26 protein-coding genes and 1 riboswitch are annotated in these 26,026 nt (G+C 35.5%); of the genes, 21 read left to right on the top strand and 5 right to left on the bottom strand.

Features of this window, described 5'->3' with window-relative positions:
- Positions 1-18: 18 nt before the first annotated feature.
- Positions 19-237 carry a type II toxin-antitoxin system HicA family toxin gene (locus THEXY_RS11375; RefSeq protein WP_013788983.1) on the bottom strand — a complete coding sequence of 73 codons (219 nt, stop codon included), beginning with the start codon at positions 235-237 and terminating at the stop codon, positions 19-21.
- On the bottom strand, positions 216-641 hold the full coding sequence (locus tag THEXY_RS11370) for a hypothetical protein (RefSeq protein WP_013788982.1): 426 nt from the start codon (positions 639-641) through the stop codon (positions 216-218). The genes THEXY_RS11375 and THEXY_RS11370 overlap by 22 nt, the downstream gene beginning before the upstream one ends.
- A gap of 142 nt (positions 642-783) precedes the next feature.
- Positions 784-867, top strand: a riboswitch (cyclic di-GMP riboswitch).
- 144 nt (positions 868-1,011) lie between these two features.
- On the opposite strand from THEXY_RS11370, the gene THEXY_RS11365 reads away from it, so the two are divergent.
- Both THEXY_RS11365 and THEXY_RS11360 read left to right on the top strand, forming a co-directional pair.
- Positions 1,012-1,356, top strand: coding sequence for a nucleotidyltransferase domain-containing protein (locus THEXY_RS11365; protein WP_013788981.1), 345 nt, complete (start codon positions 1,012-1,014; stop codon positions 1,354-1,356).
- Positions 1,340-1,741, top strand: coding sequence for a HEPN domain-containing protein (locus THEXY_RS11360; RefSeq protein ID WP_013788980.1), 402 nt, complete (start codon positions 1,340-1,342; stop codon positions 1,739-1,741). Before THEXY_RS11365 ends, THEXY_RS11360 begins: the two co-directional genes overlap by 17 nt.
- A 34-nt stretch (positions 1,742-1,775) precedes the next feature.
- Here the strand turns inward: THEXY_RS11360 and THEXY_RS11355 are convergent, their stop codons facing one another.
- Positions 1,776-2,594 (bottom strand): histidinol-phosphatase, encoded by an 819-nt coding sequence (locus THEXY_RS11355; protein WP_013788979.1) that lies wholly within the window; start codon positions 2,592-2,594, stop codon positions 1,776-1,778.
- A gap of 559 nt (positions 2,595-3,153) precedes the next feature.
- Between THEXY_RS11355 and pyrG the strand changes: the two genes are divergently transcribed.
- The 4 genes from pyrG (at position 3,154) to THEXY_RS12850 (ending at position 6,163) form a co-directional block, all read left to right on the top strand.
- Positions 3,154-4,752 carry a CTP synthase gene (gene pyrG / locus THEXY_RS11350; RefSeq protein WP_013788978.1) on the top strand — a complete coding sequence of 533 codons (1,599 nt, stop codon included), beginning with the start codon at positions 3,154-3,156 and terminating at the stop codon, positions 4,750-4,752.
- A gap of 82 nt (positions 4,753-4,834) precedes the next feature.
- Complete coding sequence (mntA, locus tag THEXY_RS11345; protein WP_013788977.1) at positions 4,835-5,257, top strand: type VII toxin-antitoxin system MntA family adenylyltransferase antitoxin; 423 nt, start codon at positions 4,835-4,837, stop codon at positions 5,255-5,257.
- Positions 5,247-5,678, top strand: coding sequence for a type VII toxin-antitoxin system HepT family RNase toxin (gene hepT / locus THEXY_RS11340; protein WP_013788976.1), 432 nt, complete (start codon positions 5,247-5,249; stop codon positions 5,676-5,678). The genes mntA and hepT overlap by 11 nt, the downstream gene beginning before the upstream one ends.
- A 32-nt stretch (positions 5,679-5,710) precedes the next feature.
- The gene (locus tag THEXY_RS12850; RefSeq protein WP_013788975.1) at positions 5,711-6,163 is read left to right on the top strand and encodes an acyltransferase; all 453 of its coding nucleotides are present in this window, start codon (positions 5,711-5,713) and stop codon (positions 6,161-6,163) included.
- 598 nt (positions 6,164-6,761) lie between these two features.
- On the opposite strand, the gene THEXY_RS11330 is transcribed toward THEXY_RS12850, so the two are convergent.
- Positions 6,762-7,622, bottom strand: a complete 861-nt coding sequence (locus THEXY_RS11330) for a polysaccharide deacetylase family protein (protein ID WP_013788973.1) — start codon at positions 7,620-7,622, stop codon at positions 6,762-6,764.
- A 99-nt stretch (positions 7,623-7,721) separates the two neighbouring features.
- On the opposite strand from THEXY_RS11330, the gene THEXY_RS11325 reads away from it, so the two are divergent.
- The 13 genes from THEXY_RS11325 (at position 7,722) to THEXY_RS11265 (ending at position 23,181) form a co-directional block, all read left to right on the top strand.
- A complete protein-coding gene (locus THEXY_RS11325; RefSeq protein WP_013788972.1) occupies positions 7,722-9,260 on the top strand; it encodes a DUF4127 family protein in 1,539 nt (512 codons plus the stop codon).
- Positions 9,261-9,532: 272 nt separating this feature from the next.
- Positions 9,533-11,881, top strand: coding sequence for an S-layer homology domain-containing protein (locus THEXY_RS11320; protein WP_013788971.1), 2,349 nt, complete (start codon positions 9,533-9,535; stop codon positions 11,879-11,881).
- A gap of 193 nt (positions 11,882-12,074) precedes the next feature.
- A complete protein-coding gene (locus THEXY_RS11315) occupies positions 12,075-12,758 on the top strand; it encodes a response regulator transcription factor (RefSeq protein ID WP_013788970.1) in 684 nt (227 codons plus the stop codon).
- Positions 12,755-14,143 (top strand): sensor histidine kinase, encoded by a 1,389-nt coding sequence (locus THEXY_RS11310; RefSeq protein ID WP_013788969.1) that lies wholly within the window; start codon positions 12,755-12,757, stop codon positions 14,141-14,143. The genes THEXY_RS11315 and THEXY_RS11310 overlap by 4 nt, the downstream gene beginning before the upstream one ends.
- A gap of 83 nt (positions 14,144-14,226) precedes the next feature.
- Positions 14,227-14,808: a Uma2 family endonuclease gene (locus THEXY_RS11305; RefSeq protein WP_013788968.1), complete on the top strand. Its 582-nt coding sequence runs from the start codon at positions 14,227-14,229 to the stop codon at positions 14,806-14,808.
- 301 nt (positions 14,809-15,109) lie between these two features.
- Positions 15,110-16,717, top strand: a complete 1,608-nt coding sequence (locus THEXY_RS11300; RefSeq protein ID WP_013788967.1) for a glycosyltransferase family 39 protein — start codon at positions 15,110-15,112, stop codon at positions 16,715-16,717.
- Positions 16,718-17,017: 300 nt separating this feature from the next.
- Complete coding sequence (locus tag THEXY_RS11295; RefSeq protein WP_013788966.1) at positions 17,018-19,075, top strand: glycosyltransferase family 39 protein; 2,058 nt, start codon at positions 17,018-17,020, stop codon at positions 19,073-19,075.
- Between the two features lie 42 nt (positions 19,076-19,117).
- Positions 19,118-20,083, top strand: a complete 966-nt coding sequence (locus tag THEXY_RS11290) for a glycosyltransferase family 2 protein (protein WP_013788965.1) — start codon at positions 19,118-19,120, stop codon at positions 20,081-20,083.
- Entirely contained in the window at positions 20,055-20,462 is a 408-nt protein-coding gene (locus THEXY_RS11285; protein ID WP_013788964.1) for a GtrA family protein, read from the top strand. The genes THEXY_RS11290 and THEXY_RS11285 overlap by 29 nt, the downstream gene beginning before the upstream one ends.
- A 94-nt stretch (positions 20,463-20,556) precedes the next feature.
- The gene (locus THEXY_RS11280; protein ID WP_013788963.1) at positions 20,557-21,267 is read left to right on the top strand and encodes a glycosyltransferase family 2 protein; all 711 of its coding nucleotides are present in this window, start codon (positions 20,557-20,559) and stop codon (positions 21,265-21,267) included.
- Positions 21,268-21,280: 13 nt separating this feature from the next.
- Complete coding sequence (locus THEXY_RS11275; protein WP_013788962.1) at positions 21,281-21,652, top strand: DUF2304 domain-containing protein; 372 nt, start codon at positions 21,281-21,283, stop codon at positions 21,650-21,652.
- Positions 21,649-21,987: an EamA family transporter gene (locus THEXY_RS11270; protein WP_013788961.1), complete on the top strand. Its 339-nt coding sequence runs from the start codon at positions 21,649-21,651 to the stop codon at positions 21,985-21,987. The genes THEXY_RS11275 and THEXY_RS11270 overlap by 4 nt, the downstream gene beginning before the upstream one ends.
- A gap of 9 nt (positions 21,988-21,996) precedes the next feature.
- Complete coding sequence (locus tag THEXY_RS11265) at positions 21,997-23,181, top strand: ArnT family glycosyltransferase (RefSeq protein ID WP_013788960.1); 1,185 nt, start codon at positions 21,997-21,999, stop codon at positions 23,179-23,181.
- Here THEXY_RS11265 and THEXY_RS11260 read toward each other — a convergent pair whose 3' ends face one another.
- Positions 23,182-24,114, bottom strand: coding sequence for a hypothetical protein (locus THEXY_RS11260; protein WP_013788959.1), 933 nt, complete (start codon positions 24,112-24,114; stop codon positions 23,182-23,184).
- A 207-nt stretch (positions 24,115-24,321) separates the two neighbouring features.
- On the opposite strand from THEXY_RS11260, the gene THEXY_RS11255 reads away from it, so the two are divergent.
- Positions 24,322-25,149, top strand: coding sequence for a DeoR/GlpR family DNA-binding transcription regulator (locus THEXY_RS11255; protein WP_013788958.1), 828 nt, complete (start codon positions 24,322-24,324; stop codon positions 25,147-25,149).
- The gene (gene pfkB / locus THEXY_RS11250) at positions 25,094-26,026 is read left to right on the top strand and encodes a 1-phosphofructokinase (protein WP_013788957.1); all 933 of its coding nucleotides are present in this window, start codon (positions 25,094-25,096) and stop codon (positions 26,024-26,026) included. The genes THEXY_RS11255 and pfkB overlap by 56 nt, the downstream gene beginning before the upstream one ends.

Below are 26,026 nucleotides of genomic sequence, written 5' to 3'. Positions count from 1 at the left end.
TGTAGATGGGAGATTTATTTATATCTTGCTGTTAAAATAATCTTCCGTAACTTGTAATTGCTTTTTTAGGATCTCTTGCCATAAATGCTTCTTTATTTCGCCGCTACCCATTGAAACCTTTGTGCGTCGTATATTTCCATCTTTATCGCGCTTTATATAAAAGTAATGATCTGTTTTTTTATACAATTCCCAACCGTCTCTTTCTAAAAAGCGTTTTAATTCTTTCCATGTTGGCATTTAATAAGCTTTTTAACTCCTTCAGGATTATCTTGAAGCAGTATATTTAAGACATAAGGTAGATGTTCTCTGCGGTTGGGAGCCGAATACCAATATTGAAAGTCGTTATAAAAATCTTCTGCATATTCAATCATGTCATCAACAAGCAAATTTAAGGCTTCATTTTCGTCTTTGCCATTGACAACAATGTCGATTTCATTTAAAGAAATTGTTACAGTACCATCATCTTCATTTAGAATATTTGCTGTAAATGTATAAGCTGTTAGCATTTCTTTAATCATGTCTATATTAGAAACAAAGACGTAATCTTTTGTGCGTTTTATAATTTTAGGTTTTTCCCGAACAACTGAATTGATGAAATCTGCCCATTCTTTGCGCACATCTGTAGCATTAACTGTAAACATCTTATTCATTCCCCCTTATCACCTCCCATTATATCATATTATGTATATTATGTACACTATGTACATTTTATACATCTGATATAAAAATTTTTTATCAAAGAAGGAAAATTATGTTTTATGTCGAATATTAAAAATATAAACAAAATATATAGGATTCTGTGAAGCATAACCTGTATTTGGGCACCTGGGTTATGCGGAGATAGTGGTGCAACCGGCCGTAGTTTTTACTGCGGTTTTTTCGTCTTATGGGGATAGGGGTTTATATACGGCAAAAGGATAAGCTTAAGCTTATCCTTTTAGCGCATATAGCATAAAAATATGCTTATATATGCTATAATATAATTAAAGATTGATTTTGAGGTGAATTATTATGCAAGCTGCGGAGTTAATTGATTATTCACTGGAAAAGGAATTAAAAATTATAGTTGATGCAATTATAGAAAAGTGCAATCCTGAAAAAATAATTTTATTTGGTTCGATGGCCAATGGAAAGTCAAATGTCTGGAGTGATATAGATTTAGTAATTATAATGGATACAGATTTAAGGTATATAGATAGGCTATTATATGTTTCTAAAGCCATAAAATCTGATTTACCTATTGACTTTTTGGTATATACGCCTGAGGAAGAAAGACGTTTTATAGAGACTAATAACTTATTCTACACGAAAGAAGTAATAGAGAAAGGTAAAGTTTTATATGAAAGAAAATTATGATGAATATAAACAATGGCTTAATTATGCAGAGGATGATTATAAAGCAGCCAATGAATTATTAAAAGCAAAGTTATACAATGTTGTTTGCTTTTATTCTCAGCAATCAATAGAAAAATACTTAAAAGCATATCTAATATATAACGGAATAAATCCGCCTAGGGTACATCATTTAATAACTTTAATAAGAATTATTAATAAATTTTCAGATGCTTTTGATGAATTTATAGACGATGTAAAAACTGTTGATATGTATTATATACCGTCTAGGTATCCAGATGCTCCTATAGGGAGCCTTCCTGATGGTATGCCTAATGAGGATGATGCAAAAAAAGCATTAGAGGTTGCTGCTAATATAAGGAAGCGTATTAAAGAAATTATAAGATAAAAGCAGGGCAAACAAAATCTCCCTGCCTTTATTTTTATATCTTGTACGGTATTCTCTTTCTCTTGTCAAAATAATTAAGAGTGTCAATCCCAAATGATTTCACATAATTATATGCTTTGTCAAAATCTCTTGCTATATCTTCTGGCGTATGTGCATCGGAGTTTACAAGAATAGGGATATTGTACTTTTTAATCAAGGACATTATCTCTTTCGAGGGATATATTTCACCTACAGGTTTTCTCCAACCTGCTGTTGAAACTTCTACAGCTATCCCGGTTTTTGCTATATTCTTAATATTTTCTTCTATTTTATCATAAACCATTGGTGTTGGTCTGTACTTAAAAATTTTAACCAAATCGATATGGCCTATGAAGTCAAAGATACACGTTTCAGCCATCTTTTCAACCATATTAAAATACTCTAAATATACAGAGTCCACATCGCATGACTCCCAGATATCAAGACACTCGTCAAGATCTATACCCCAGTCACCTATCCAGTGTATAGAGCCAATCACATAATCCCACGGATATGGCTTTAAGAAATCCATAAGCTCTTTTTCTTTGCCTGGTATATAGTCTGCTTCTATGCCTAATTTTACAGGAAGTCCCATAGACTTTGCTTCATTTATAAGAGATACATATTCATCGATGTCTTGACCATTGTACTTTTTAATCCATTCCCCTCTAAAGCCGTCGCTTCCAAATGCGTCGTATCCCTTATCAAATCTGTATCCATGCTCTGATATACCTATCTTTGTAAGGCCTTTATCTAATGCCGTATCTACAAATTTTTTAAGCCAATCAATCGTGTACGGTCCTCTTTCTATGTGTACGTGATAATCTGATGGCATATATTTTCCCCCTTTACATTGATAAACTAATTATAATATCAAAACAAAAACATTGCAACAACGTAAGAAAACGTATGATATAATAATGATAGCCTCCAAGAAAGGAGGTGGCAAAGTGTCTACAGGTGGCAAAGGGCGGAGAGAAAACCGCCCAATAGACTGGTACAGGATCACAGAAATACTGCTTAAGTTATTAGAGATAATAATTAAGTGGTACACAAAGTGATATGTACATAGTCGAGAAAAAGGTGAGGGTACCATCCTCACCTTTTTCTTTGCAAAGTGTCCACAGGCTTTAAATTTGTCTATATATATTATACCATATTATTTTATTTTTCAACCCCCTTTACATTCAAAAAAATCTTATATATAATATAAAAGTATTTATATTATTGGGGTGTTTTGAATGAGTCATTATCGAAGAAAATTTAAAAAACCATCAAAAAATTAAAGGGATAAGAGTCTCTATTTTTAAGAATAGAGATTTTTTTAATGCCTTTCACTTAATTAAATGCATTTTGCGTTCGATATAAGATAAAATAAAAGATGAGGTGAGATGATGTCGAAGTATATATTTGTGACGGGCGGTGTTGTGTCATCATTAGGCAAAGGAATTACAGCAGCGTCATTAGGGAGGCTATTAAAAAGCCGCGGTATTAGCGTGGCGGTGATAAAATGCGATCCGTATATAAACATAGATCCGGGGACAATGAGCCCATACCAGCATGGCGAAGTATTTGTCACTGAAGACGGTGCAGAAACGGACTTAGATCTTGGCCATTATGAAAGATTTATCGATATAAACCTTACAAAAAGCAGCAATATAACGACAGGTAAGGTGTACTGGTCTGTCATATCAAAGGAGAGAAAAGGCGATTATTTAGGCGCAACAGTTCAAGTAATTCCCCACATTACAAATGAGATAAAAGACAGGATAAGGCGGGTAGGGAAAGAGCAAAACGTTGATTGTGTCATCGTAGAGATAGGTGGCACTGTAGGAGATATAGAAAGTTTGCCGTTTTTGGAGGCTATAAGGCAGATAGGTGTTGAAGAAGGAAAAGACAATGTCATGTTCATACACGTTACACTTGTACCGCACCTCGGCAAAACCGGTGAACTTAAGACAAAGCCTACACAGCACAGCGTAAAGGAATTGAGATCTATTGGTATACAGCCAGATATGATCGTCTGCAGGACAGAATTTCCTCTTACAGATGATATAAAAGAAAAGATAGGCATGTTTTGCAATGTTAAGCCAGATGCTGTCATTGAAAATATCGATGTAGACTCCATCTATGAAGTACCGTTGGAGCTTGACAGGCAAAAAGTAGATGAATACGTCATAAATAGGCTTAATCTGCCGGCTGATGAACCTGATCTTAAGGAATGGAGAGCATTTGTTGAAAAAGAGAAAAATCTAAAAAGAGAAGTAGAGATTGCTTTAGTTGGCAAATACGTCGAGCTGCACGACGCATATATAAGCGTTGTAGAGTCGTTAAGACACGCAGGCATATACAATGATGCCAATGTCAAGATAAGATGGGTAAACTCTGAAAATGTAAATGACGATACGGTTGATGAACTTTTAAAAGGTGCAAAAGGCATCCTTGTGCCTGGAGGATTTGGCGATAGGGGCGTAGAAGGGAAGATAAGGGCAGCTCAGTACGCCAGAGAAAACAAGATACCGTACTTAGGACTTTGCTTGGGAATGCAGTGCGCTGTTATAGAATTTGCAAGAAATGTAGCAGGACTTAAAAACGCCCATTCTACAGAGTTTAACGGCGCGACACCATACCCTGTCATCGACCTTATGCCTGAACAGAAAGACATAGATGAAAAAGGTGGCACAATGAGGCTTGGGTTATATCCTTGCAAGCTAAAAGAAGGCACAAAGGCATATGAAGCTTACAAAGACGAGCTTATATATGAACGCCACAGACACAGATACGAGTTTAACAATGAATATAGGGAGCTTCTCACATCAAAAGGACTTGTACTGTCAGGTTTGTCGCCAGATGACCGCCTTGTAGAGATAATAGAAGTAAAAGATCATCCATACTTTGTAGCATCACAATTCCATCCAGAGTTTAAATCAAGGCCATTAAGACCACATCCACTATTCAGGGATTTCATAGCTGCGGCATTATTAATGAAATAAAAGGATCCGCTTTTGGGTCCTTTTTTGATTTGTACCTTTTTTGTGATATAATGACAATGAAAATTAATAAACGGTGATAATTATGAGAAATTTAACAAATATAAAAAAACAGATTGATTTGCTTGTGGATTATGTAAAACAAAATCCCAATATATTAGCTTTGTACATCTTTGGATCGTATGGGACGGAATATCAAAATGACAATAGTGACATTGATTTTGCCGTTTTATATGAACGTATGCCAAGCCTTAATGATGAGCTTTCCTTAGAAGTAAAATTTTCGGAAGTATTAGGCACAGATGATATAGATTTAATAAATCTAAACAAAGCATCTCTTGAGTTTAAACATAAGGTAATCTATACAGGAGATCTATTGTATTGCAGGGATTATTTACAATTAGCTGATTTTAAAGAAAATGTTTTTAAATTTTACGGTGATTATGGAATAACAATGAAATTTTTTTACGACGATTATTTGAAAGGACTGAATGAAAATGCCCTATGATATTGAAAAAATTCTAAAAAAAATAACTATCATAAGAAATTGCATAAAGAATCTTGAAGAACTAGCAAATTTAAAGCCAAAGGAATTTGTATCAGATTTTATATATTATGATTCTGCTAAATATAATTTGCAAATAGCTATAGAGGCGATGATAGATATAGGGAATCATATCATATCAAGGAAGGGATTAGATTCCCCAAAGACTTATGCTGATACTTTTGAAATTTTAGGGAAATACAATATTCTGCCTATTGATATGGTAAATACATATAAGCAAATGGCGAAATTTCGCAATAGAATCGTACATTTTTATGATGATGTTAATGAGGAAGAAATTTATAGTATCCTACAAAATAATTTAATTGACTTTAAAAAATACATAAATTCTATAGGCGTGTTTTTAGGTGAGAAACTAATATGAGTTGCACATGATATTTTCAAGGAGAGAGATTAATGACAAAATCACGGATAGACGAGATTGATGTATTGAAGGGTATATCTATAATAGCGGTTTTGATGATACATACTACTTCAAATGCAGTTGTTCAATTAAACAAATTATCTTTATCTTATATCATATTTGCTATTATAAACAGGCTTTCACAGTTTGCAGTTCCAGCTTTTATATTCGCATCAGCCATGCTTCTCATGTACAATTACGGCGATGGGTGTGATTGGAGGTTATTTTATAAAAAACGGCTTAAAAACGTATTGATGCTGTATGCTGTCTGGACAATAATATACGGTGCATATTTGTACATAGCGCATCATGTGCCATTAAGATCGATATTGACAATTAAAAATATCTTGTTTGGTGGCATGTTCTACCATCTTTATTTCATAGTCATAATAGTGCAACTATATGTTTTGTTTCCTGTACTGCTTTATATATATATAGACTTATAAATAAAAACATACATACGATAGTGTTATCTATTATAATATTTCAGGCAGGGAGTATATTGCTGTTCAAATACTTCATAAGTAGATATTACCAAAATTCTGGCGATCTTTTTATAACTTACATATCGTTTATAATCGCAGGTATGTATGTCGGTGAAAACATACGTGAGTGGGGAAAATATTACCATAAAAAATTGCTTAATTCGTTTTTTGCTGTAATTGTATTTGGCTATCTTTTTATTGATATATCATTAAAAGTATTTGCAGATAAACAGATAGACTCTAATCTGTACAATATTTATTATTATGCGTTTACGCTTGTGGCATTGTTGTTTTTTTTTCGCTTTATCGACGAAAATATTAAATTACCATGCTTTAAGCGGCTTATTGTCAAATACAGGCAAGCTTTCATTTGGCATATATCTGTCCCATCCGCTCTTTTTAGATGTGCTAAATCACTTTTTAAATACAGGCAATCAATATCTATACGATATTTACATAATAATGACATTTGTTATAATTTATGTAGTGTCATATATTTTTGCAATGTCTATTAAAAAGCACAAATTTGCCGCGGTTGTCGTCGGCAAATGATGCTTCATCACTTTCCTTCATACGCCTCTATCTTTTTCACTATATCTTCACCTGTATCGGTATTTCTCACTGTTATACGCTTTACAGCGTATGTGTCGCCTTTATACACATTGACGCCTTCTTCCATAGTAAATATCACTTTATACCCTAATGACGCAGCCACATCTTTAGACGTATTGCTGCCGACGCCATATGGGTATGCTAAAGCAATAACTTCTTTCCCTAAATTTTTTTCTATTTCCATTTTTGCTTTTGAAAGATCATTCTTTATCCTTTCTCTGTATTCATCCATAGTTTCGAGCCTTCCGCCTATATCTATAGGTCCTGATAGCATAGGTATATCGTGATTTCCGCTTTTGGCATACCTGTGGGAATCGTAAGTATGGCTTTCAATCTCCATTACACCGCTTGAAGACATCTCCCTTGCTTCTATCCAGTCAAAATGCGGATATGGAGTCACCACTTTGTTGGTAGGAGATGGCACATTTTTTACTATGACATTTATGACACCTTTATAACCGATTTTTTTGAACAATGGATAAGCATATTTATAGTTCCCCAAATATCCGTCGTCAAATGTTATAAGTATAGGCTTCTTTGGAAGCATTTTGCCGTACTTCATAAAATTATACAAGTCCTCAACGGTTATAGTTTCATACCCATGTCCTTTAAGGTACAAAATCTGCTTTTCAAAGTTTTGTGGAGTGATAAGGACGCCGCTTTTGTTGGGAGGGATATTTCCAGCGTAGATGTTGTGATACATAAGTACAGGAACGCACTTTTTTAAATTTTCAGCTTTCTCATATCTATAAAAACCGAATGCGGCAATTATCATTATTAGAGAAAATACAATCACGAACTTTTTCACTTATTTCACCTCGCAATAGCATTATATCACAACATATTGTAAAATAATATAGAAGCGTACATAATAGCTGATAAATGATAAAAGGAGAAATAAGTGACAATGAAGAAATTTTTTGCATTCATAATGATACTTATGATGACAGTAAGCATAGTTTCCATTGACACATCTTATAAAGACAGTATGAAATATGTGTCAAAAGACAAGATAGTTTTTATACCTCTTGATACAAGGCCTGTATCTCTTCAAAATGTAGAGATATTGGCAAAGGCAGGCGGAAAAGAGCTATTAGTGCCTCCTATGGATGCTCTTGATGATTACAAGAAAAAAAGCAATCAAGATATGATTTATGATTGGCTTAAAGGATCTGTAGAAAGACCTGACGTAAGCGCTATAATAATATCTACAAATCAATTTATATCAGGTGGGCTTATAGGGTCGCGAAATTATGTAAATGATATTAATTACAAAGAAAGCCTTGAAAGATTAAAAGAGATAATAGGCTTGTCAGGAGATAAAAGGCTTTTTTTAATATCTATAATGCCGCAGGTATCACCAGTTCTTTATCAGCAGGACACAATATACGTCCAGAATAGCGCTAATATAGGTTATTATAATCAAATAAAGAAAGCCATATCAGAGAATGATACAAAAACACTTAAGAGATTGAAAGCAAACATACCTTCTTATTTATTTAATTACATAGCTGTAATAGCATCAGAAGTCATTATAAATGAACAAATAGCGTCAAATTTAAAGCCAAATGTCACTTTTACAATCGGACTTGACGATACCACGATGAAGAGCATGCTTAAATATTCCTACGACGACTTAAAAACCGCTATAAAAGGCTATAAAAATGTCTATATGCTTCATGGCGCAGACGAAATAAGCATGATGACTGTCGCAAAAATATTGAATGAAGAAAATGGCTTAAAACCATCTTACAAGATAGTGTACGAGGAAAGCGGCGATGAAAATAGTTATCTGCCTTTTGAAGGTGGGACAGTAAAAGAGATAACAGAGGAGAAAATAGGATACATAGGTGGAGTGGTGTCGCAAGACGCGAAAAATATCATCTACATTCACATGCACAAAAATTATAAAACAGGAATAAAAAATGTAGTAAGCAAATATAAAATTAGTGGACAAAATTTTGGTGTAGCAGACGTAGCCAAAACAAACGGAGGTGACAAAGATCTTGTAGAAGAAATACTTAAAGATAAACTTATAAAGCTTATTGATGCATATTCTGGGTGGAATACCCCCAGCAACACTATAGGGACAGTAGTATCAGAGTTAAGCATAAAATCATATATTGGTACGACAAAGGATAAAAAAGATTTCGAAGATATGCAGAAATACTACTATGCATTTACATTCATAAGATATGCTGACGACTACATATACCAGAGCATAGTGAGAGATGCGATGCAAAATTGGGCAAAATCAAATGGGTTAAACCCAGACAAATTGACAAACAAAAGTGAAGCAGACGCAGTGCTAAGAGAAAAGATGAAACCGTATCTTGATACGCTTATGTCTATATACGATGATTGCGGGGTCAAGATAAAAGGCGCAGATGTAGAATATCCATGGAGCAGGATGTTCGAAATAAAAGTTGCACCAATTTTGGAGTAATTTGTTAATAATTTTATGTTAAATTTAAGAAGGATATTTTAAAAGTTTGTCGTATATATCTAATTAATGCACTATTTGGCGGCATAAGCATTGTTAATCGATTATTACAGATTTATTACAAAATGGTAACATTTATTGACTTCATGATTGACACGATGATATAATTAACTCAGGTTGGCAAAGAGCCAGCTTACATAGTCAAAAGCTTTTTGGAAGGTACCACCTTTCAAAAGAAAAATATACACTATATATTAAGGAGGAGGATTTATTCCATGAAGAACCTTAAAAAGTTAATAGCAGTGGTTCTCACGTTCACATTGGTGTTCAGTGCAATGGCAGTAGGCTTTGCAGGAACATTCTCCGATGTGAGCAGTAGTGCACCGTATGCGAGTGCAGTTGCTCGTCTGCAATCGTTAGGTTTAGTATCTGGCATGCCAGATGGCACATATCAACCTAACGGTGTTGTGACAAGAGCACAGATGATCGCTTTTGTTAATGCAGCAGAAGGTTTACAACAAGCTGCTCAATTAGCAGTAGGTCCAACAAAGTTTAAAGATGTTCCAGCAAGCTATTGGGCATCAGGCGATATAAATATTGCTGATCCAAGTGGCTATCCAGATGGAACATTTAAGCCAGACAATGCTGTAACATATCCAGAAGCTCTTGCTTTGATATTGAGAGCATTAGGGTATACAGCAGATTATTCATGGCCGTATGGCGTAATAGCTAAAGCTACAAATGTAGGTATCACAAATGGTGTTACACTTGCGGCTAATGCAACAATAAATCGTGGCCAAATGGCTATGCTTATAAACAATGCATTAGATCTCGATATCAATAAATATGACAGCAATGGCAATGAAGTTGATTCGGGTACAAAGTTGATATCAAAAGCTACTAATGTGACAGAATATTTAGTAGTTGCAACACCAGATGTAGATAGCTCGGTACCAGCTGGGCAAGTAAAAGTACAAGCAATTGCTGGTACAAGTTCAACAGGTGTGATTTCTTTCAAGACACCTACTACAATAAATGCTGGTAGTGTTGATTTTAACAAATATTTAGGGGACTTAGTAAATGTATATTCGGATAAATCTGGAAATCCTGTAAGTGTGGATGTTGTTTCAAACGATAATACATTTACATCCGACAATGCAAATAATGTTGCAAATGTAGTGTATGACCAAAATGGTAATGTTATTAGTTTGCCATCAACAACACCGGTAGTATATAATGGTGTTAAGACAACGTTGGGAGCATCAGGTGTAGTAATATACAATGGTTCAAACGTAAAATTAGTTGATAACAATAATGATGGAAGTTACGATTATGTTGTTGTAACAAATGCATTTAAATATGGTCCTGCAACAGTTTCTACAGATGTAAAATCAGGTGATAGTTATATTAGCACATCTGCAGGTAGCTGGCAGGTAGCTGGTGGTTCAATAAAGACAGTAAATGTAACTGGTTCTGTTTCTAACTTAGCTGATATTAAAGCAAATGATGTATTGTATTATGCTGTAAGTGCAGATGGAACAAAAGTTACGCTTCTTGATGTAAGAAATAGTGTACAAGGTACAGTAACACAAGTTTCTCAGGCAAGTGATGGTACTTACACAGTAACAATCAATGGTACAAATTACACTGTATCAGGTAATTACACACCAAATGTTAATGACAACGGAACATTTGCACTTGACAAAGATGGTAAGATTGCTGCTTTCATAGGCACATCAGCTTCTACTAACTATGCGGTTGTATTAGCTGTTGATAGCTTAAATGCAGTTAATCCACAAATCAAGTTATTTACATCAGATGGTAGTACAAAGACATATACAATAGATACAACTAAAGTTTCAACATCTACTGATGTAAGAATAGGAGATCTAGTAAGTTATAGCTTAGATTCAAATAATAACATTGTAAGCCTAACAGCAACTAGGATACCAGAGGTTGCATCTAATTATGATACAACAAATACTAAGTTAACAGTGAATGGTGGCACATATTATATGAATCCATCTACTGTTGTTATAAATGTATATAACAATAGTGATAATGTTGTTAAGCCATCTGACATCAATGTGACATCATTAAATGTAAAGGGCTATATTGCTGATAGCTATGGCAACTTGAGTGCATTAGTTGTTGATAATTCATCATTATCAACAAGTTCAACTAATTCAACATTATATGCGATTGTTACTGGTGTAACATCAACGACTACAAGTAATGGAACAACATATACATTAACAGTGCTTGCTAATGGTTCACAGCAGACATATACAACAAATACAAGCATAGCTACAAAACCAGTTGTTAATGATAATTCAAGCAATACAACTCCGTACGTATTGTCGTTGGACAGCAATAATGTTGTGATTGGTGTATCACCATTCTCAGGAACTCCAATTACTGATACTATTACTGGACATAGCTCAAGTGGTATAACAACAACTGCTCATGGTAATTTAGCATTAAGCAGCAATGTAACAGTTGTTAAGTATGACACAGTAAATTCTGCTTATCAGCTTGTTGGTTTGAATGGATTGAGTGGTACTCAGAACGCAAAGATTTATGAAGATGCTTCTGGCAGAGTAGTGCTCATAGTTCTTCAATAAAATAAAAAAGTCCTCCTCCTTTGGAGGACTTTTTTATGCCTAAAAAAGAATCATTTTTACCGAAACATGGCGAACTTTTATCTATTCGCCATGCTTTTTTATTTTCACACACATTTCACACAATTTCTTTAAACATTTGTTATTTTTATATGATAAAATAATAGACGAAGTAAGTATAGTGTAAAAGCTGGTGATGAGATTGTCCAGAAAGATATATCTGGTAGAAGATGAGAAGAGCCTTAATCTACTTTTGCAGAAGTACCTTGAGAGGGAAGGTTATAATGTCACTACATTTTTTGATGGTAGTACTGCAATGGAGAGAATAAATGATATGCCAGATTTATGGATACTTGACATAATGCTTCCTGATGTAGATGGCTATGAGCTTATAAAAGCCATAAAGGAGCACAGCAAGTTCACACCTGTCATCTTCATGTCTGCCAGAAATGAGGAGCTTGACAGGGTGGTAGGCTTAGAGCTTGGTAGTGACGATTATCTTCCTAAGCCTTTTTTGCCGCGTGAGCTTGTCATTAGGACAAATAAGCTTATGGAGAGGATATACGGAAAAGAAGAGGATGGCAGCGATGACATTATGCAAGTAGGCGATTATACATTGAGTGAGAAGCAAAGGACTGTTTTTTTAGGTGAAGATGAGATACAGCTTACAAATAAGGAGTATGAGCTTTTTTGTTATCTTGTGAAAAATAAAAATATCGTCGTGTCAAGAGACCAGATATTGAATAATGTCTGGGGTGAAGACTACTTTGGCTCAGACAGGGTTGTTGACGACACCATAAGAAGGCTCAGGAAGAAAGTAGATAGATTGAATATAGAGACCGTATACGGATACGGTTATAAATTGGTGTGTAAATCATGAAGAAGATATTTAAATTTAGATCACTTGCAATGAGAATATGGATGACATTTACTGCTGTTATACTTATCATAGTGTGCAGCCTGTCGATGCTTTATATCTTTGCTTACAGGAGAGTTGAAGAAAACAACAAGATACAGGATTTAAAGGTTTCCCATGAGATGCTTCTCAAAAATGATAATTTCAGCGGCAACTACAACAATTTTTCCAGATTGAGAAATCTAAGAGGCGGAGACAATTTCATTGTTGATTTCGATACAGCCAATAGACCTTTAATCATAGATATAAACCATAGAGAACCTCCACCAGACGTTCATACTCCATCCTTTGATTCACTTGGCGTTAAGCTTTGGATGTCCAGTTTTATAAAAGGCGGAAACATGAATGAGAAGCTTTATAGAGAAGTTTATGACAACATGGAGTACTTCTTCATAATAAGCACAGTAAATTACGATTCGTCTAATAAAGCTTATCTTATATCGTATGTGCCAAATATCGTGGACAATACCATTCTTTATCTGGTCATTGCTGTAGGAATAATATTCATCATCATTGGATTTTTTACGTCTATAATCATCGCAGGATACATCTCAAAGCCCCTAAAAAAATTAGAAGAGTACACAATGAGGATAGCTCATAAAGACTGGAAAGAACCTATAAACTTAGATAGAGAAGATGAGATAGGTATGCTGGCAAATTCCATGAATATTATGCAGAAAGAGCTAAAAAGGGCTGACGAAGAGGAAAAAATGTTTTTGCAAAGCATATCACACGATCTAAAGACACCTGTCATGGTGATAATGAGCCATGCAGATGCCATAATAGACGGTGTGTACATCGATTCATTGGAAAAGACTGCCGGCATAATAAAGGACGAAGCCATAAGGCTTCAAAAGAAAATAAACCAGATGCTGTATTTGAACACCCTTGATTATGTACTGGAGAACGACACCAAAACTGACTATATAAATTTAAAAGATCTTGTGAGCAACATAATAAGCAGGTTTGAAATCATAAAAAGCAGTATTGAATGGGACTTAAGCTTAGATGAGGTGATAATAAAGGGCGACAGGGACAAGATAGAAGTCAGCATAGAAAACATCCTTGACAATGCCCTAAGGTATGCCAATGAAGTGATAAAAGTGACACTAAAAAAAGATGGCCAGTATGCATATCTTGAAATATATAATGATGGACCAAAGATAGATGAAAAGCACATGAAACATATATTTGATAGGATGTACAAGGATAAGACGGGAAATTTCGGTTTAGGACTTGCCATATCGAAAAAAATCATAGACTTTTATAAAGGTGAGATAAAAGCTGTAAATAGAGAAAAAGGCGTAAGCTTCATAATAAAATATCCTTTAAACTGTAGTCATGATTAAGAATAGTTTTAAATTTACAATTAGTGGTATAATTATTATAAAGTATATTCGGATAGTTTTGTTATTAAAAGAGGTGAAATAATATGGCAGTTGCAGATAAAGATGAACATATAAAATACACATATAAAGATTATTTGAGCTGGACTAATGATGAGAGATGGGAGCTTATAGAAGGAGTTCCATATAATATGAGTCCATCACCGACGCGGAAACATCAGAAAGTTGTAGGAGAATTATTTGCCTCTATCCATAATTATCTAAAAGGAAAGGCTTGTGAAGTTTACAGCGCTCCATTTGATGTAAGATTGTTTGCTGAAAATGTTAGCGATGATGATGTGACAAATGTAGTTCAGCCTGACATAGTGATAGTGTGTGATCCAAGTAAGCTGGATGATAAAGGCTGTAAAGGAAGTCCAGATATGATTATAGAGGTAGTTTCTCCTTCAACATTAAAGAGAGACTTAAAGGAAAAATTCTATTTGTACGAAAAAGCGGGGGTAAAAGAGTATTGGATCGTATTTCCTGATGAAAAAACTGTATTGTCTTACTATTTAGGTGAAGATGGCAAATACAAAAGACCTGAAGTGTATTCAGAAGAAGACAATATAAAGTTTAGGATTTTTGAATCATTTGAAATTGAATTGAAGGATATCTTTCAAAATTAAATGGCAAGGTGTGATTTTTGTGAAGATGCTTCCATTCTACAAAAATGTTCAGAAAGAAGGCATAAGAGTCTATGGATGATTTCAAAATGCTGTTGATTTTATTGAAGCCATGTACGAATACGTCAAGAAAAAAGTTAATTGATGCTTGTTGAAATTATGATTTATATTTCATTGAAAAAAGGCAATCAGCGTATGCTGGTTGCTTTTTTTTCACACAGAAATCACACATTTTTTTAATTTTTTTGCAACATTTAAGTCTTATAATTTCTATAGGTAGAATAAAAGAAAAGGAGATAAGGCGATGGGTAAAAAGATGCTAAAGTACAGCTTGTCATTTGTTTTGGTTTTGCTAGTGATTCTAAGTGTATACTCACTGTACCATTACAGTGGAAGCACAGAGGGGTTTATAGGGAATTTTCAGCACAGTTTCACACAGGGCAGCACAAATAGAAGTTGGGGAAGTGGAAGCACAAATCAAGGCGTCTGGCAAAGAGGCAACTTTTCTCAAGGGAATGGACAAAATGGCCAATCACAATGGCAAATGCCCCGCAGCAGAGCAGATTTTAGAGGATTTAGGGGGACATCATCAAAGCACGGCGTGTATATAATGGCATACGCGGCGGTAGTGTTTTTACTGTTTGTTTTAAGCTATTATGCTTTGAAGAATAAAAAGTTTAAGCTTGACTTCCAAAGTGACGCATTTATCATAGCTTTACTATTTTTGATAGGATTTTTCATGCGTCTTTACATAGCTGCAACTATTGAAGGTTTTTCAGGCGATATAGGGCTTTTTAGAAGCTGGGCACAGTCTGCATCGCAGGACATCTTAAACTTTTATAAAAATACTCCAAGCTGTGATTATCCACCGCTTTACATCTACGTGCTTTACTTAATAGGCAAGATAGCATCAATCGGAAATCTATCACATTACTACAATGTGATTTTAAAGCTTCCATCGATTTTAGCTGATATTGCATCATCTTACATCATATACAAAATAGCAAATAAGCATTTTGCAAAAAACATAAGTGCATTTATGTCGGCTTTGTACATTTTCAATCCGGCTGTATTCATAAATTCATCTGCGTGGGGACAGGTTGATTCGTTTTTCACGATGCTTGTAATAGTAGCGGTGTACTTTTTGTCAGAGAAAAAGCTGGGACTTTCGTCAGTGTTTTTCACCGCAGCAGTGCTTATGAAGCCACAGGGAATCATATTTGCACCAGTCTTGTTTTTTGAGATTGTAAATGAGAGAAGCTTTAAAAATTTCTTAAAGGCTTTTGTGGTGTCACTGGTTACGGCAGTTATAGTATTAGTGCCGTTTGCCATAGGTCAAGATCCTTTGTGGATATTTAAGCTGTATGAAAAGACCATTTCAGAGTATCCATACGCATCTGTAAATGGCTTTAATTTATACGGATTGCTGGGAGCAAACTATGTCAATTCTGGTACAAAATTGTTTGTATTTAGCTACAGCACATGGGGATTTTTATTCATAGTTCTAACGACTGCATTTTCATGGTTTATATACATTAAAGGGAAAAACAGCAAATTGTCATTTTTAGCAGCTTTAATTCAGATTGCAGGTGTATTTACATTTTCTACAGGGATGCATGAGAGGTACCTTTTCCCTGCTGTAACATTGGCGATAATAGCATTTTTGTATGTAAAAGACATGAGGCTATTTGGTTTTTTTGCCGGTTTCAGCATAACAAGCTTTTTAAATATGTACTATGTTTTGTTTGGAAGTTTAAGGAATTCTTTTGGTTTTATACCTATGATGGTTTCATTGGCAAATGTTGTGATGGCAATTTACCTTGTAAAAGTATCTTACGATGTGGCTGTATTAAATAGGGTATGTACTTTTGATTTAGATTTAGAATCACACGAAATTCACACAACTATTTGAAACTTATAAGACATTCTGAGGTTATATTGAGATATGTGGAATAAGCTTATATGAACGATAGAATTCAAGCAAGTACTTAATTTGTAATAATTTTATGAGCGAATATATTGCGTAGTGTTCGTTAATGTATCCGATGAACGTAGCGAAGTTTTGTGTATGAGCGTTAGCGAAAGCCGTCACAACGCATAGACGGCGTTAGCAAAACGAGGGAAGTGAATCGAAGATACATAGAACACGAAGCTTATATGAGCGACAAAATTATTACAATAATCTTACAGCAAAAAGGATTGGAGGATGACTATGAAAAGATTGAAGTTTAATAAAGACAATATCGGATTATATTTAATCTTACTATTATCAGCAATATTGAATTTTACTAATTTAAGTATTGAAGGATATGCAAACCAGTATTACGCTGCAGGCGTAAAAAGCATGAGCATGAGCCTTAAGAATTTTTTCTTTGTATCTTACGATCCGGCTGGATTTGTCACGATAGACAAGCCGCCGCTGGGCTTTTGGATACAGACTATTTTTGCTAAAATATTTGGATTTAGCGGCATAAGCATATTGCTGCCGCAGGCCATAGCAGGTGTCATATCAGTAGCCTTAATATACGTCCTCGTTAAAAGGTATTTTGGCAAGACAGCGGGGCTTATATCAGCATTGGTTTTGGCCACAACACCTGTATTTGTGGCAGACAGCAGAAACAATACAATAGACAATATGCTCCTTATGACCCTTTTGTTTGCAGTTTTAGCTTTTATGAAAGCCTTGGACACAGGCAAACTTAAGTATTTGCTGTTAAGCTTATTTTTAGTAGGCGTTGGCTTTAATGTAAAGATGCTGGAGGCATACATGATAATTCCAGCAGTGTATATAACGTACATCTTAGCATCAAAGATAAGTTTTAAGAAAAGGATCGGCTATTTGTCATTAGCTACTGTTGTGTTACTTATTGTATCCCTTTCGTGGGCAATCATTGTTGACATGACTCCTCAAAGCATGAGACCTTATGTAGGTAGCAGCACAGACAATTCAGAATTAGAGCTTATTATAGGGCACAATGGGCTTGAGAGGCTTGGGCTTGGCAGAAACACAGGTTTTGGCGGTGGATTTGGCGGCGGTCGCATAGGAAATTTCAATGGTGGAGAATTTAGGAGAAACTTTGGCAATTTCAATGCTCAGGTTAACCAAGGCAATTTTCCAAGGTTTAATGGGCAAAATGGTGCAAATCCAAATTTCGCAGGCGGCAATTTTGGAAGGCCAAATGGCAATAGAGGCGGAATGGGCGGTATGTTCGGCGGAGATGAAAAAGCCAGCATATTGAGGCTTTTTTCAAACAACAGCTTGTCTGATCAGATAATATGGCTTTTCCCTATGGCGATCTTTGGATTTTTAGCAGAACTTTTAAGAAAAAGGCTTAAAAGGCCATTTGATGATGGTAGGAAGCTTTCTCTGATATTGTGGATTTCATGGCTTGTGCCTGTGTTTATATACTTTAGCTTTACAACAGGCATGTTCCATCCGTACTATTTGACGATGATGGCACCTCCTATAGCGACACTTACAGGCATAGGCATCGTTTCAATGTGGGAGATGTATAAAGAAGGTGGTACAAAGTCGTGGCTTTTGCCTTTATCATTTGTGGCTGACGGCTTAGTCGAACTTCTCATATTGTACTACCACTACAATACATCTAACATTACAAAGTACATCATGTTGTCTGTTGCAGTGTTTTCTATCGGATCGGCAGTAGTTTTGTCATTGATGACTTTTGCTAAGAATGGCGGATTTAAAGTCAAAAAGGCGATGCTTACAGTAGGTGTAATAGGGCTTTTGATAGCGCCTACTATCTGGTCAGCTACGACGCTATTTTATCCTATGAACGGTACCATGCCATCAGCAGGATTAGAGCTTATGACAGGTAGAAATAGGTTTGATTTCGGTGGCGGAAATATAAATAGCAGTGCAGATTCTAAGCTTATAAGTTTCCTTGAGAAAAACAAAGGTAGCGCAAAGTATCTTTTAGTCGTATCATCATCACAAAGCGCCGATAGCATAATTATAAAGACAGGCGAACCTGTGATGGCATTAGGAGGTTTCTCAGGCTCAGACAATATTTTGACCTTAAGTCAATTTAAAGAGCTTGTGAAAAAAGGCGAAGTAAGGTATGTGATGACTGGCGGCATGGATAGAGGCTCTAATAGTGAGATAATGAACTGGGTAAGAGAAAATGGAAAGCTTGTGCCAACAAGCGAATGGAGCAGCACAAATTCTACTCAAAGCGGTAATGGCTTCGGAGGATTTGGCAGAGATTTTGGGGAACTTTATGATCTTAAAGGTGTCAATGTCAACTGACATTGACACTTGAACATAAATATTTTGAAAGAAGGGATAGATATGTCTCATATAAAGTATTCTGTTGTCATACCTGTGTACAACGAAGAACTTCTTATTGAAGAATCGTACAGGCGACTTAAAAAAGTCATGGACTCAACTGATGAGACTTACGAGCTTATATTTGTAGATGACGGCAGCCATGACAAGTCAGCAGAGATTCTAAGTGGGATAAGCATGAATGATAGAAATGTGAAACTTATAAGCTTTTCGAGAAATTTTGGGCATCAGACAGCTATAACCGCTGGCATGGATAATGCGAAAGGTGATGCTGTTGTTGTCATCGATGCAGATCTGCAGGATCCACCTGAAGTGATATTGAAGATGATTGAGAAGTGGAAAGAAGGATACGACGTTGTGTATGGCAAAAGGGCAGAAAGAAAAGGTGAGTCATTCTTTAAGCTCTTTACAGCAAGAGTATTCTACAGATTGCTAAAAAGTCTTACAAATGTAGATATACCAGTCGATACAGGTGATTTTCGCTTGATAGATAGAAAAGTATGTGATGTAATGAATTCTATGACATCAATAAAAGAAAAAAACAGGTATATAAGAGGGCTTGTAAGCTGGGTAGGTTTTAAGCAAACAGGTGTAGAATACGTAAGAGATCCAAGGCTTGCAGGTGAAACGAAATACACACTTAAAAAGATGCTTAAGCTTGCCATGGATGGTATTACGTCGTTTTCGTATGCACCGCTTAAATTGCCTTTGAATTTGGGCGTTTTTCTGTTAGTTACAGGATTTGCGTATTTGATTGTAGAGCTTGTTTTAAGGATTGCAGGCGTTGATGTATCGATAGAAAATACAGTCATAGCTATAAATATGATCTTATTTGGTCTAAACTTTTCAGTCTTAGGAGCATTTGGTGAGTACATCGGAAGGATATACGATGAAGTAAGGGATAGACCATTGTACATCATAGCGAGAAAGGTGGGGTTTGATGATGGAAAGACAGGAGAAACAAGATAATAGCAAAGCAGGGATTATACAGTTTATAAAGTTTAATCTTGTAGGCATAGTAAATACTTTGGTGGATTTTTCGGTTTTCACTGTTCTTACGTTTTTTGGAATGTACTACATGGCGGCGCAGGTGATATCTTATAGCTGTGGTGTTGTAAACAGCTTTATGATGAATAAATACTGGACATTTGGCGATAAATCAACTCCACATGGTTATGAAATATTCAAGTTTATTGCTGTCAATGGTGTATCATTAGCTGTATCTCTTTCCATCCTGTATCCAATAAAACCCGTTTTAGGCGTACTTTCCGCTAAGATTATTGCCACATTGTTTTCAATGATGATAAATTTTGTAGGCAGCAAGCTTTGGGTATTTAAGAAGGCTTAACGCAAATTTTGATGTAAAAATAAGGCAAAATTTAGTTATGTGATAAATTTATGATATAATGAAATGTGTATTAATGTGATGGGAGTTGAATAAATTGCCAAATGTCATTGTCATCATTCCGGCTTACAACGAGGAAAAGACTATCGATAGCGTCATTAATAACATAAAGTTAACAAATAAAGATGTAGATATACTCGTTGTCAATGACGGTTCCAGCGATAAGACGTCTTTTATCGCTAAAAACAATGGTGTCACAGTCATAGATCTTCCTTTTAACCTTGGGATCGGTGGATGTATGCAGACAGGGTATAAGTACGCTTACAAGTATGGATATGATATAGCAATACAGATTGATGCAGATGGGCAGCACGATGCAAGATTCATAGATAAGCTTATAAAGCCTATATTAGAAGATAAGGCTGATCTTGTTATAGGGTCCAGGTATGTTTCGAAGACCAATTACAAAGGATCGTATTTAAGGAGAACAGGTTCATACTTCTTTACGTTTTTATTAAAAGCTTTAACGGGAAAAGCCATATATGATACCACATCAGGCTTTAGGGCAGCTAACAGGAAAGTCATCAAATACTTTAGCGAAAGCTATCCTCAAGATTATCCGGAAGTTGAAGTTGTAGCAAAGCTTAGCAAAAGCGGATTTAAAATCATGGAGATACCTGTTGAGATGTATGAGAGATTAGGCGGACGTTCTTCTATCAATTTTAGGCGCTCAATTTATTACATGGTAAAGGTGACGCTGGCTATACTTATAAACTGCATCAAAACCAAAGAACAACAAAAAGCATAGGAGGTTTCTTTTTGTGTTTTTTAATGTCTACAGTTTTTCTTTAATTTTTAGCATACTGTTCTTAATTATAATCATAGTTGAGATAAAAAAAGGCAATCTGTTAGAGAAGTACAGCTTATTTTGGATATTTTTCTCCATAGTGATGATTGTCATATCGGCAAATTTGAGATTTTTAAATCTTTTAAGCCGAGCGCTTCACATATACTACGCTCCATCTGTCCTATTCTTGTTAGGACTTTTGTTTATCATCTCATACTGTTTTCACCTTACATTGATAATATCTAAACAAACAGAAAGCATTGTGAAACTGACGCAGGAAGTGGCCATATTAAAGAATATGGTAGAAAAAAGCAGCAGAGATATAGAAGGAGGCAAAGACAATTGATATACGTACTTGTTGCAGTAAATGTCCTGCTTTTGGTGACAGGACAAGTGCTGTGGAAAGTAGGCATTGGAAGTGCCAGCAGTTTTAAAGGCGTACTGATGTCACTCATGTCGCCGTACGTCATAAGTGGGATAATAGTATACGCATTAGCTACTGTCTTGTGGCTATACATTCTTGCAAAAGGAAAATTCAGCATCGTCTATCCTTTGCAGAGTACTGCTTATGCTTTAGGAGTATTTGTAGCATGGCTCATATTTAAAGAGACTATACCATTGACAAGATGGATTGGCGTAGTTCTAATCTTTGCAGGTGCATCGTTAATTGCGTTAAGATAGGAGGTAATCATGGTTATCAAACAAAAACTTAGCTTGAAGAAGTTTTTTGTCGCTGTTTCATTGATTGTTGTTTTGGCTATTGCTTTGTATTTGAGATTCCTATTTGTCTACAAAGTAATGCAGCCACCCCTTTCAGGTGATGCCAAGAATTACGACATAATGGTGAAACAGTTTTTGACAAAAGGCTTCTTAGGTTATATGTCAAATTCTCCAAATGCTTATGTGACACCGGGGTATCCTTTATTTCTCGCTTTAATCTACAAGATTTTTGGCTTTTCTAATGGTAGTCCGCTTCAAGCTGTAAGGATCGTGCAAAGTGTATTAAGCGTGTTGACGGTTTTATTTATTTTCCTCATAGGCAAAGAAATCAAAAATAGCAAAGTAGGGATTATGGCGGCTTTAATATCAGCTATTTATCCTACATTTATATGGGCATCTACGCTAATCCTTACAGAGACAGTGTACACTTTTGTTTTCATGGTGTATTTGTATTTGCAGGTTATTGCGCTTAAAAGACCTAAGGCGTATATAAATGTTTTAACAGGTATCTTATTTGGACTGGCAATCTTAGTAAGACCTGCTGCAGCACCGCTTATAGTGATACCTTACATTTTAATGTACATCGAAAATAGGGATCTAAATTACACTGTAAGGAATTTTTTGCAGGTTTTAATCGGATTCATAGTTACCATGATACCTTGGTGGATTAGGAACATTGTCACACTTCACAAGCTTATTTTATTTGCAACTCAAACTTGGAATCCAATGTTAGGAGGCGCCTTCCCTTTCTTCAATGGAATAGAGCATGTTCCACAGAACATTCGCTCCACCACGGATGTCATCAAGTTCATCATAAAAGGCTTTGAGAAAAGCCCCATCTATTATTTTAAATGGTATACCATAGGCAAGTTCAATATAATCTTCGGAAGCATGTGGTATGATCTTGACTCAAAATATCAATACTTGCGAAATATATATCTTCTTCACAGCTTTGTAATGGCTATAGGTTGGCTTGGAGCATTTTATTCCCTTAGAAAATATGAAATACGCTTTATCGGTTTATATGCTATTCTTTTGACGCTTATTCAGCTTATGTTTATACCGACTAATAGATATGCGTTTTCAATCATGCCGCTTCTCATAATTCTCGCATCTTATGTGATTGATAAGCTGCTATTTGAAAAAAGCATTTGATTATTGTCTAGTCCTCTTTCTTGACACTTCCAATAGCTTTTTCTCCAGCTCATCTACGTCGTACTTTCTTTGTGGGTATGAATTAAAGTAGTTTCTTGGTGCCGTATTTGACGATGCGGCATCTTTTAGTATTGATTTGTCTTTTAAGTAGTTTTGTATCACTTTCTCTAAAAATTTTGCTGGATATTTTATGTCCTTACCCTTCATGCGAGATATGCACAAATTCATCTCGTCATCTGTAAGATGGTACCTATTTTTAAGCATACTTTTGTCTATGTACTTAGGTGTGTTTTCACTTTTTTGATGCATCATATCATTGATATGATTGATAGATATACTATCAGAATTAATATCTATCATATCATTCATATCTGATATGATCATATTGTCTTCATTTTTTGAAAATGGAATGTTTTCAATGTTTTTAACATCATCTACCTTTTCGCTATCTGAAATACGGTTTTCACTTTCTTTATCTGCGTATTCATTTTTGTCGATGTATGGTATATGAGCAGAATCACTTGTTGTCATATTTTGCCAATCACCAAATTCGGTTATTCTACCGTTTTCGTCATATTTGTACGTGATGCCTTCGATGGATGTATTTTGTCTTAATGTGTAGTATTTTTTCTGCCGCAATTTGTCCTCGTTGTCGACGTAGCACACCAAAAATCCGTCTTTTATGGCATTTTTCAAGCTTTTACTTATGATGCCTGTAGATAGACCTGTGCCACTGTCTATCCTTTTGCCATTTTCAAATTTTCCCTTCTGAATTTCATTTATAGTAAGCTTTACTGGTTCAATACGTCCATTCTTTATTGTATGCTTTGCTATGTACATTATGATTTTTAACTGTGAACCGGATATTGAAGATAGACTTTCAAAAAAATTCTTTGGTACTATCCTGTATTCTCTCTCAAAACTATTTATCATTTTTTATTCCCCCATTTTCATTTTTAAATAGATGCTGTTTGAAAATATTATTATAAGCGAACAATTAATGAAGCTTTACATTTATAATATAGTAAAAAAGTGAAAATCTTATATATAAGCGATTGACAAAAAAACATTTTCAATGTATAATCATAATTGAGCATAATCAATCAATAATTATCATCTATTTTGAATGGATGTGATTGGATGTTTGGGGAAGAGCGCAGGATGAAGATAGCTGAGATACTAAGCAAGGATAAAAGCATTACGGTGTCTGAGCTTAGCGAGATTTTAGGCGTATCGGAGTCCACCATAAGAAGAGATCTAAAGATGTTGGAGATAGATGGGTTTATACAGAGGACACATGGCGGTGCTATATTGAATACGCATACACACTATGAGCCATCGTTTGTTGAGAAAGAGGACTATGAGCTTCCGTCAAAGATGCAGATCGGCAAGATAGCGGCTTCACTCATAGAAGAAGGTGATTCTGTAATCCTTGATGCTGGCACTACTACGCTGATGATCGCAAAATCCCTTCAAGATATACATCTTACAGTTGTCACAAATTCTCCTATCATCGCCATAGAGCTTTCAAACCGCAATAATATTGAGCTTATAGTTACAGGCGGTATAGAGAGGTTAAACACAAAGGCACTTGTAGGTCCTATAGCTGAGATGGTGATAAGGAATTTTAAAGTCGACAAGGCTTTCATCGGTGCAAATGCCATATCGTATGAAAACGGGCTTATGACACCAGACATCATAGAGGCGAATACGAAAAAAGCAATGATAGATGTCTCTAATGAAGTTTATGCAGTTGTAGACCACACCAAGTTTGGGAAGAAGTCTTTCGTAAAATTTGCGGACATAAGCGATATAACTGCCATTATAACCGATGACGAGCTGGACTACGAGATAGTGAAGAAGTATGAGCAGGCCAATGTGGATGTACTAAACTTTGGAAAGGATGTATTAGATGGTTACGACGGTGACGGTAAATCCGGCGATAGACAGGACGCTAATAGTAAATGATTTTAGATTAGGAGCAGTAAACAGGGTGTCAAGAACCATAATCGATGCAGGCGGTAAAGGCGTAAATGTCGCAAAAAACTTGAAAAATTTAGGCTGCGACGTTAAGTGTTTAGGCTTTATGGGGCCAAACGGCAAGTACATCGAAAATGTCTTAAGTGAATTAGGGATAAAGTTTAACTTTGTACAAATAAAAAATGATATAAGGACAAATATAAAGATAGTTGATGAGATTAGACACACTTATACAGATATAAACGAAGCTGGTCCAGATGTTTCTCGAGGTGAAATAGAAAAGCTGATTTTGAGCATAAATGAGCATGCTGATTTATCGGATGTGATTGTTTTGTCAGGGAGTCTACTACCTAACATGGATAAAGATTTTTACAGACAGATAATTGAGAAAGTCAGCGGTAAAGGCGTAAAAGTCATATTGGATGCTGATGGAGATGCTTTAAAGCTTGGCGTAGAAGGAAAGCCTTATATGATAAAGCCAAATATTCACGAGCTTAGAAGGATGACGGGGAAAAATCTTGAAAGTGTTGATGAGATTATTGAAGAAGGCATGAGGATAATTGAAAGTGGGATTTCAATTGTGGCAGTATCGATGGGTGGCAGCGGAAGCATCGTGGTGACGAAAGAGAAGGCTTACAAAGTAAACCCAATAAAAGTTCAGGTGAAAGGGACAGTAGGAGCTGGAGATGCCTATGTGGCAGGTTTTGCCTATGGCTTAAGTAAAGACCTTCCCATAGAAGAAGCTATAAAGATGGCATCATCTGCATCTACATCAGTTATCATGAGGGAAGGCACTAAGGCGTGTTCTTTAAAAGATGTGGAAGAACTTAAAGAAAAAGTTGAGATTGAAGTAATAGAAAGGTGA

Source organism: Thermoanaerobacterium xylanolyticum LX-11, assembly GCF_000189775.2.
GTDB classification, from domain to species: Bacteria; Bacillota; Thermoanaerobacteria; order Thermoanaerobacterales; family Thermoanaerobacteraceae; genus Thermoanaerobacterium; species Thermoanaerobacterium thermosulfurigenes.
The sequence above is the reverse complement of the archived record's forward strand: the minus strand, read 5'-3'. Positions and strand labels throughout refer to the sequence as shown.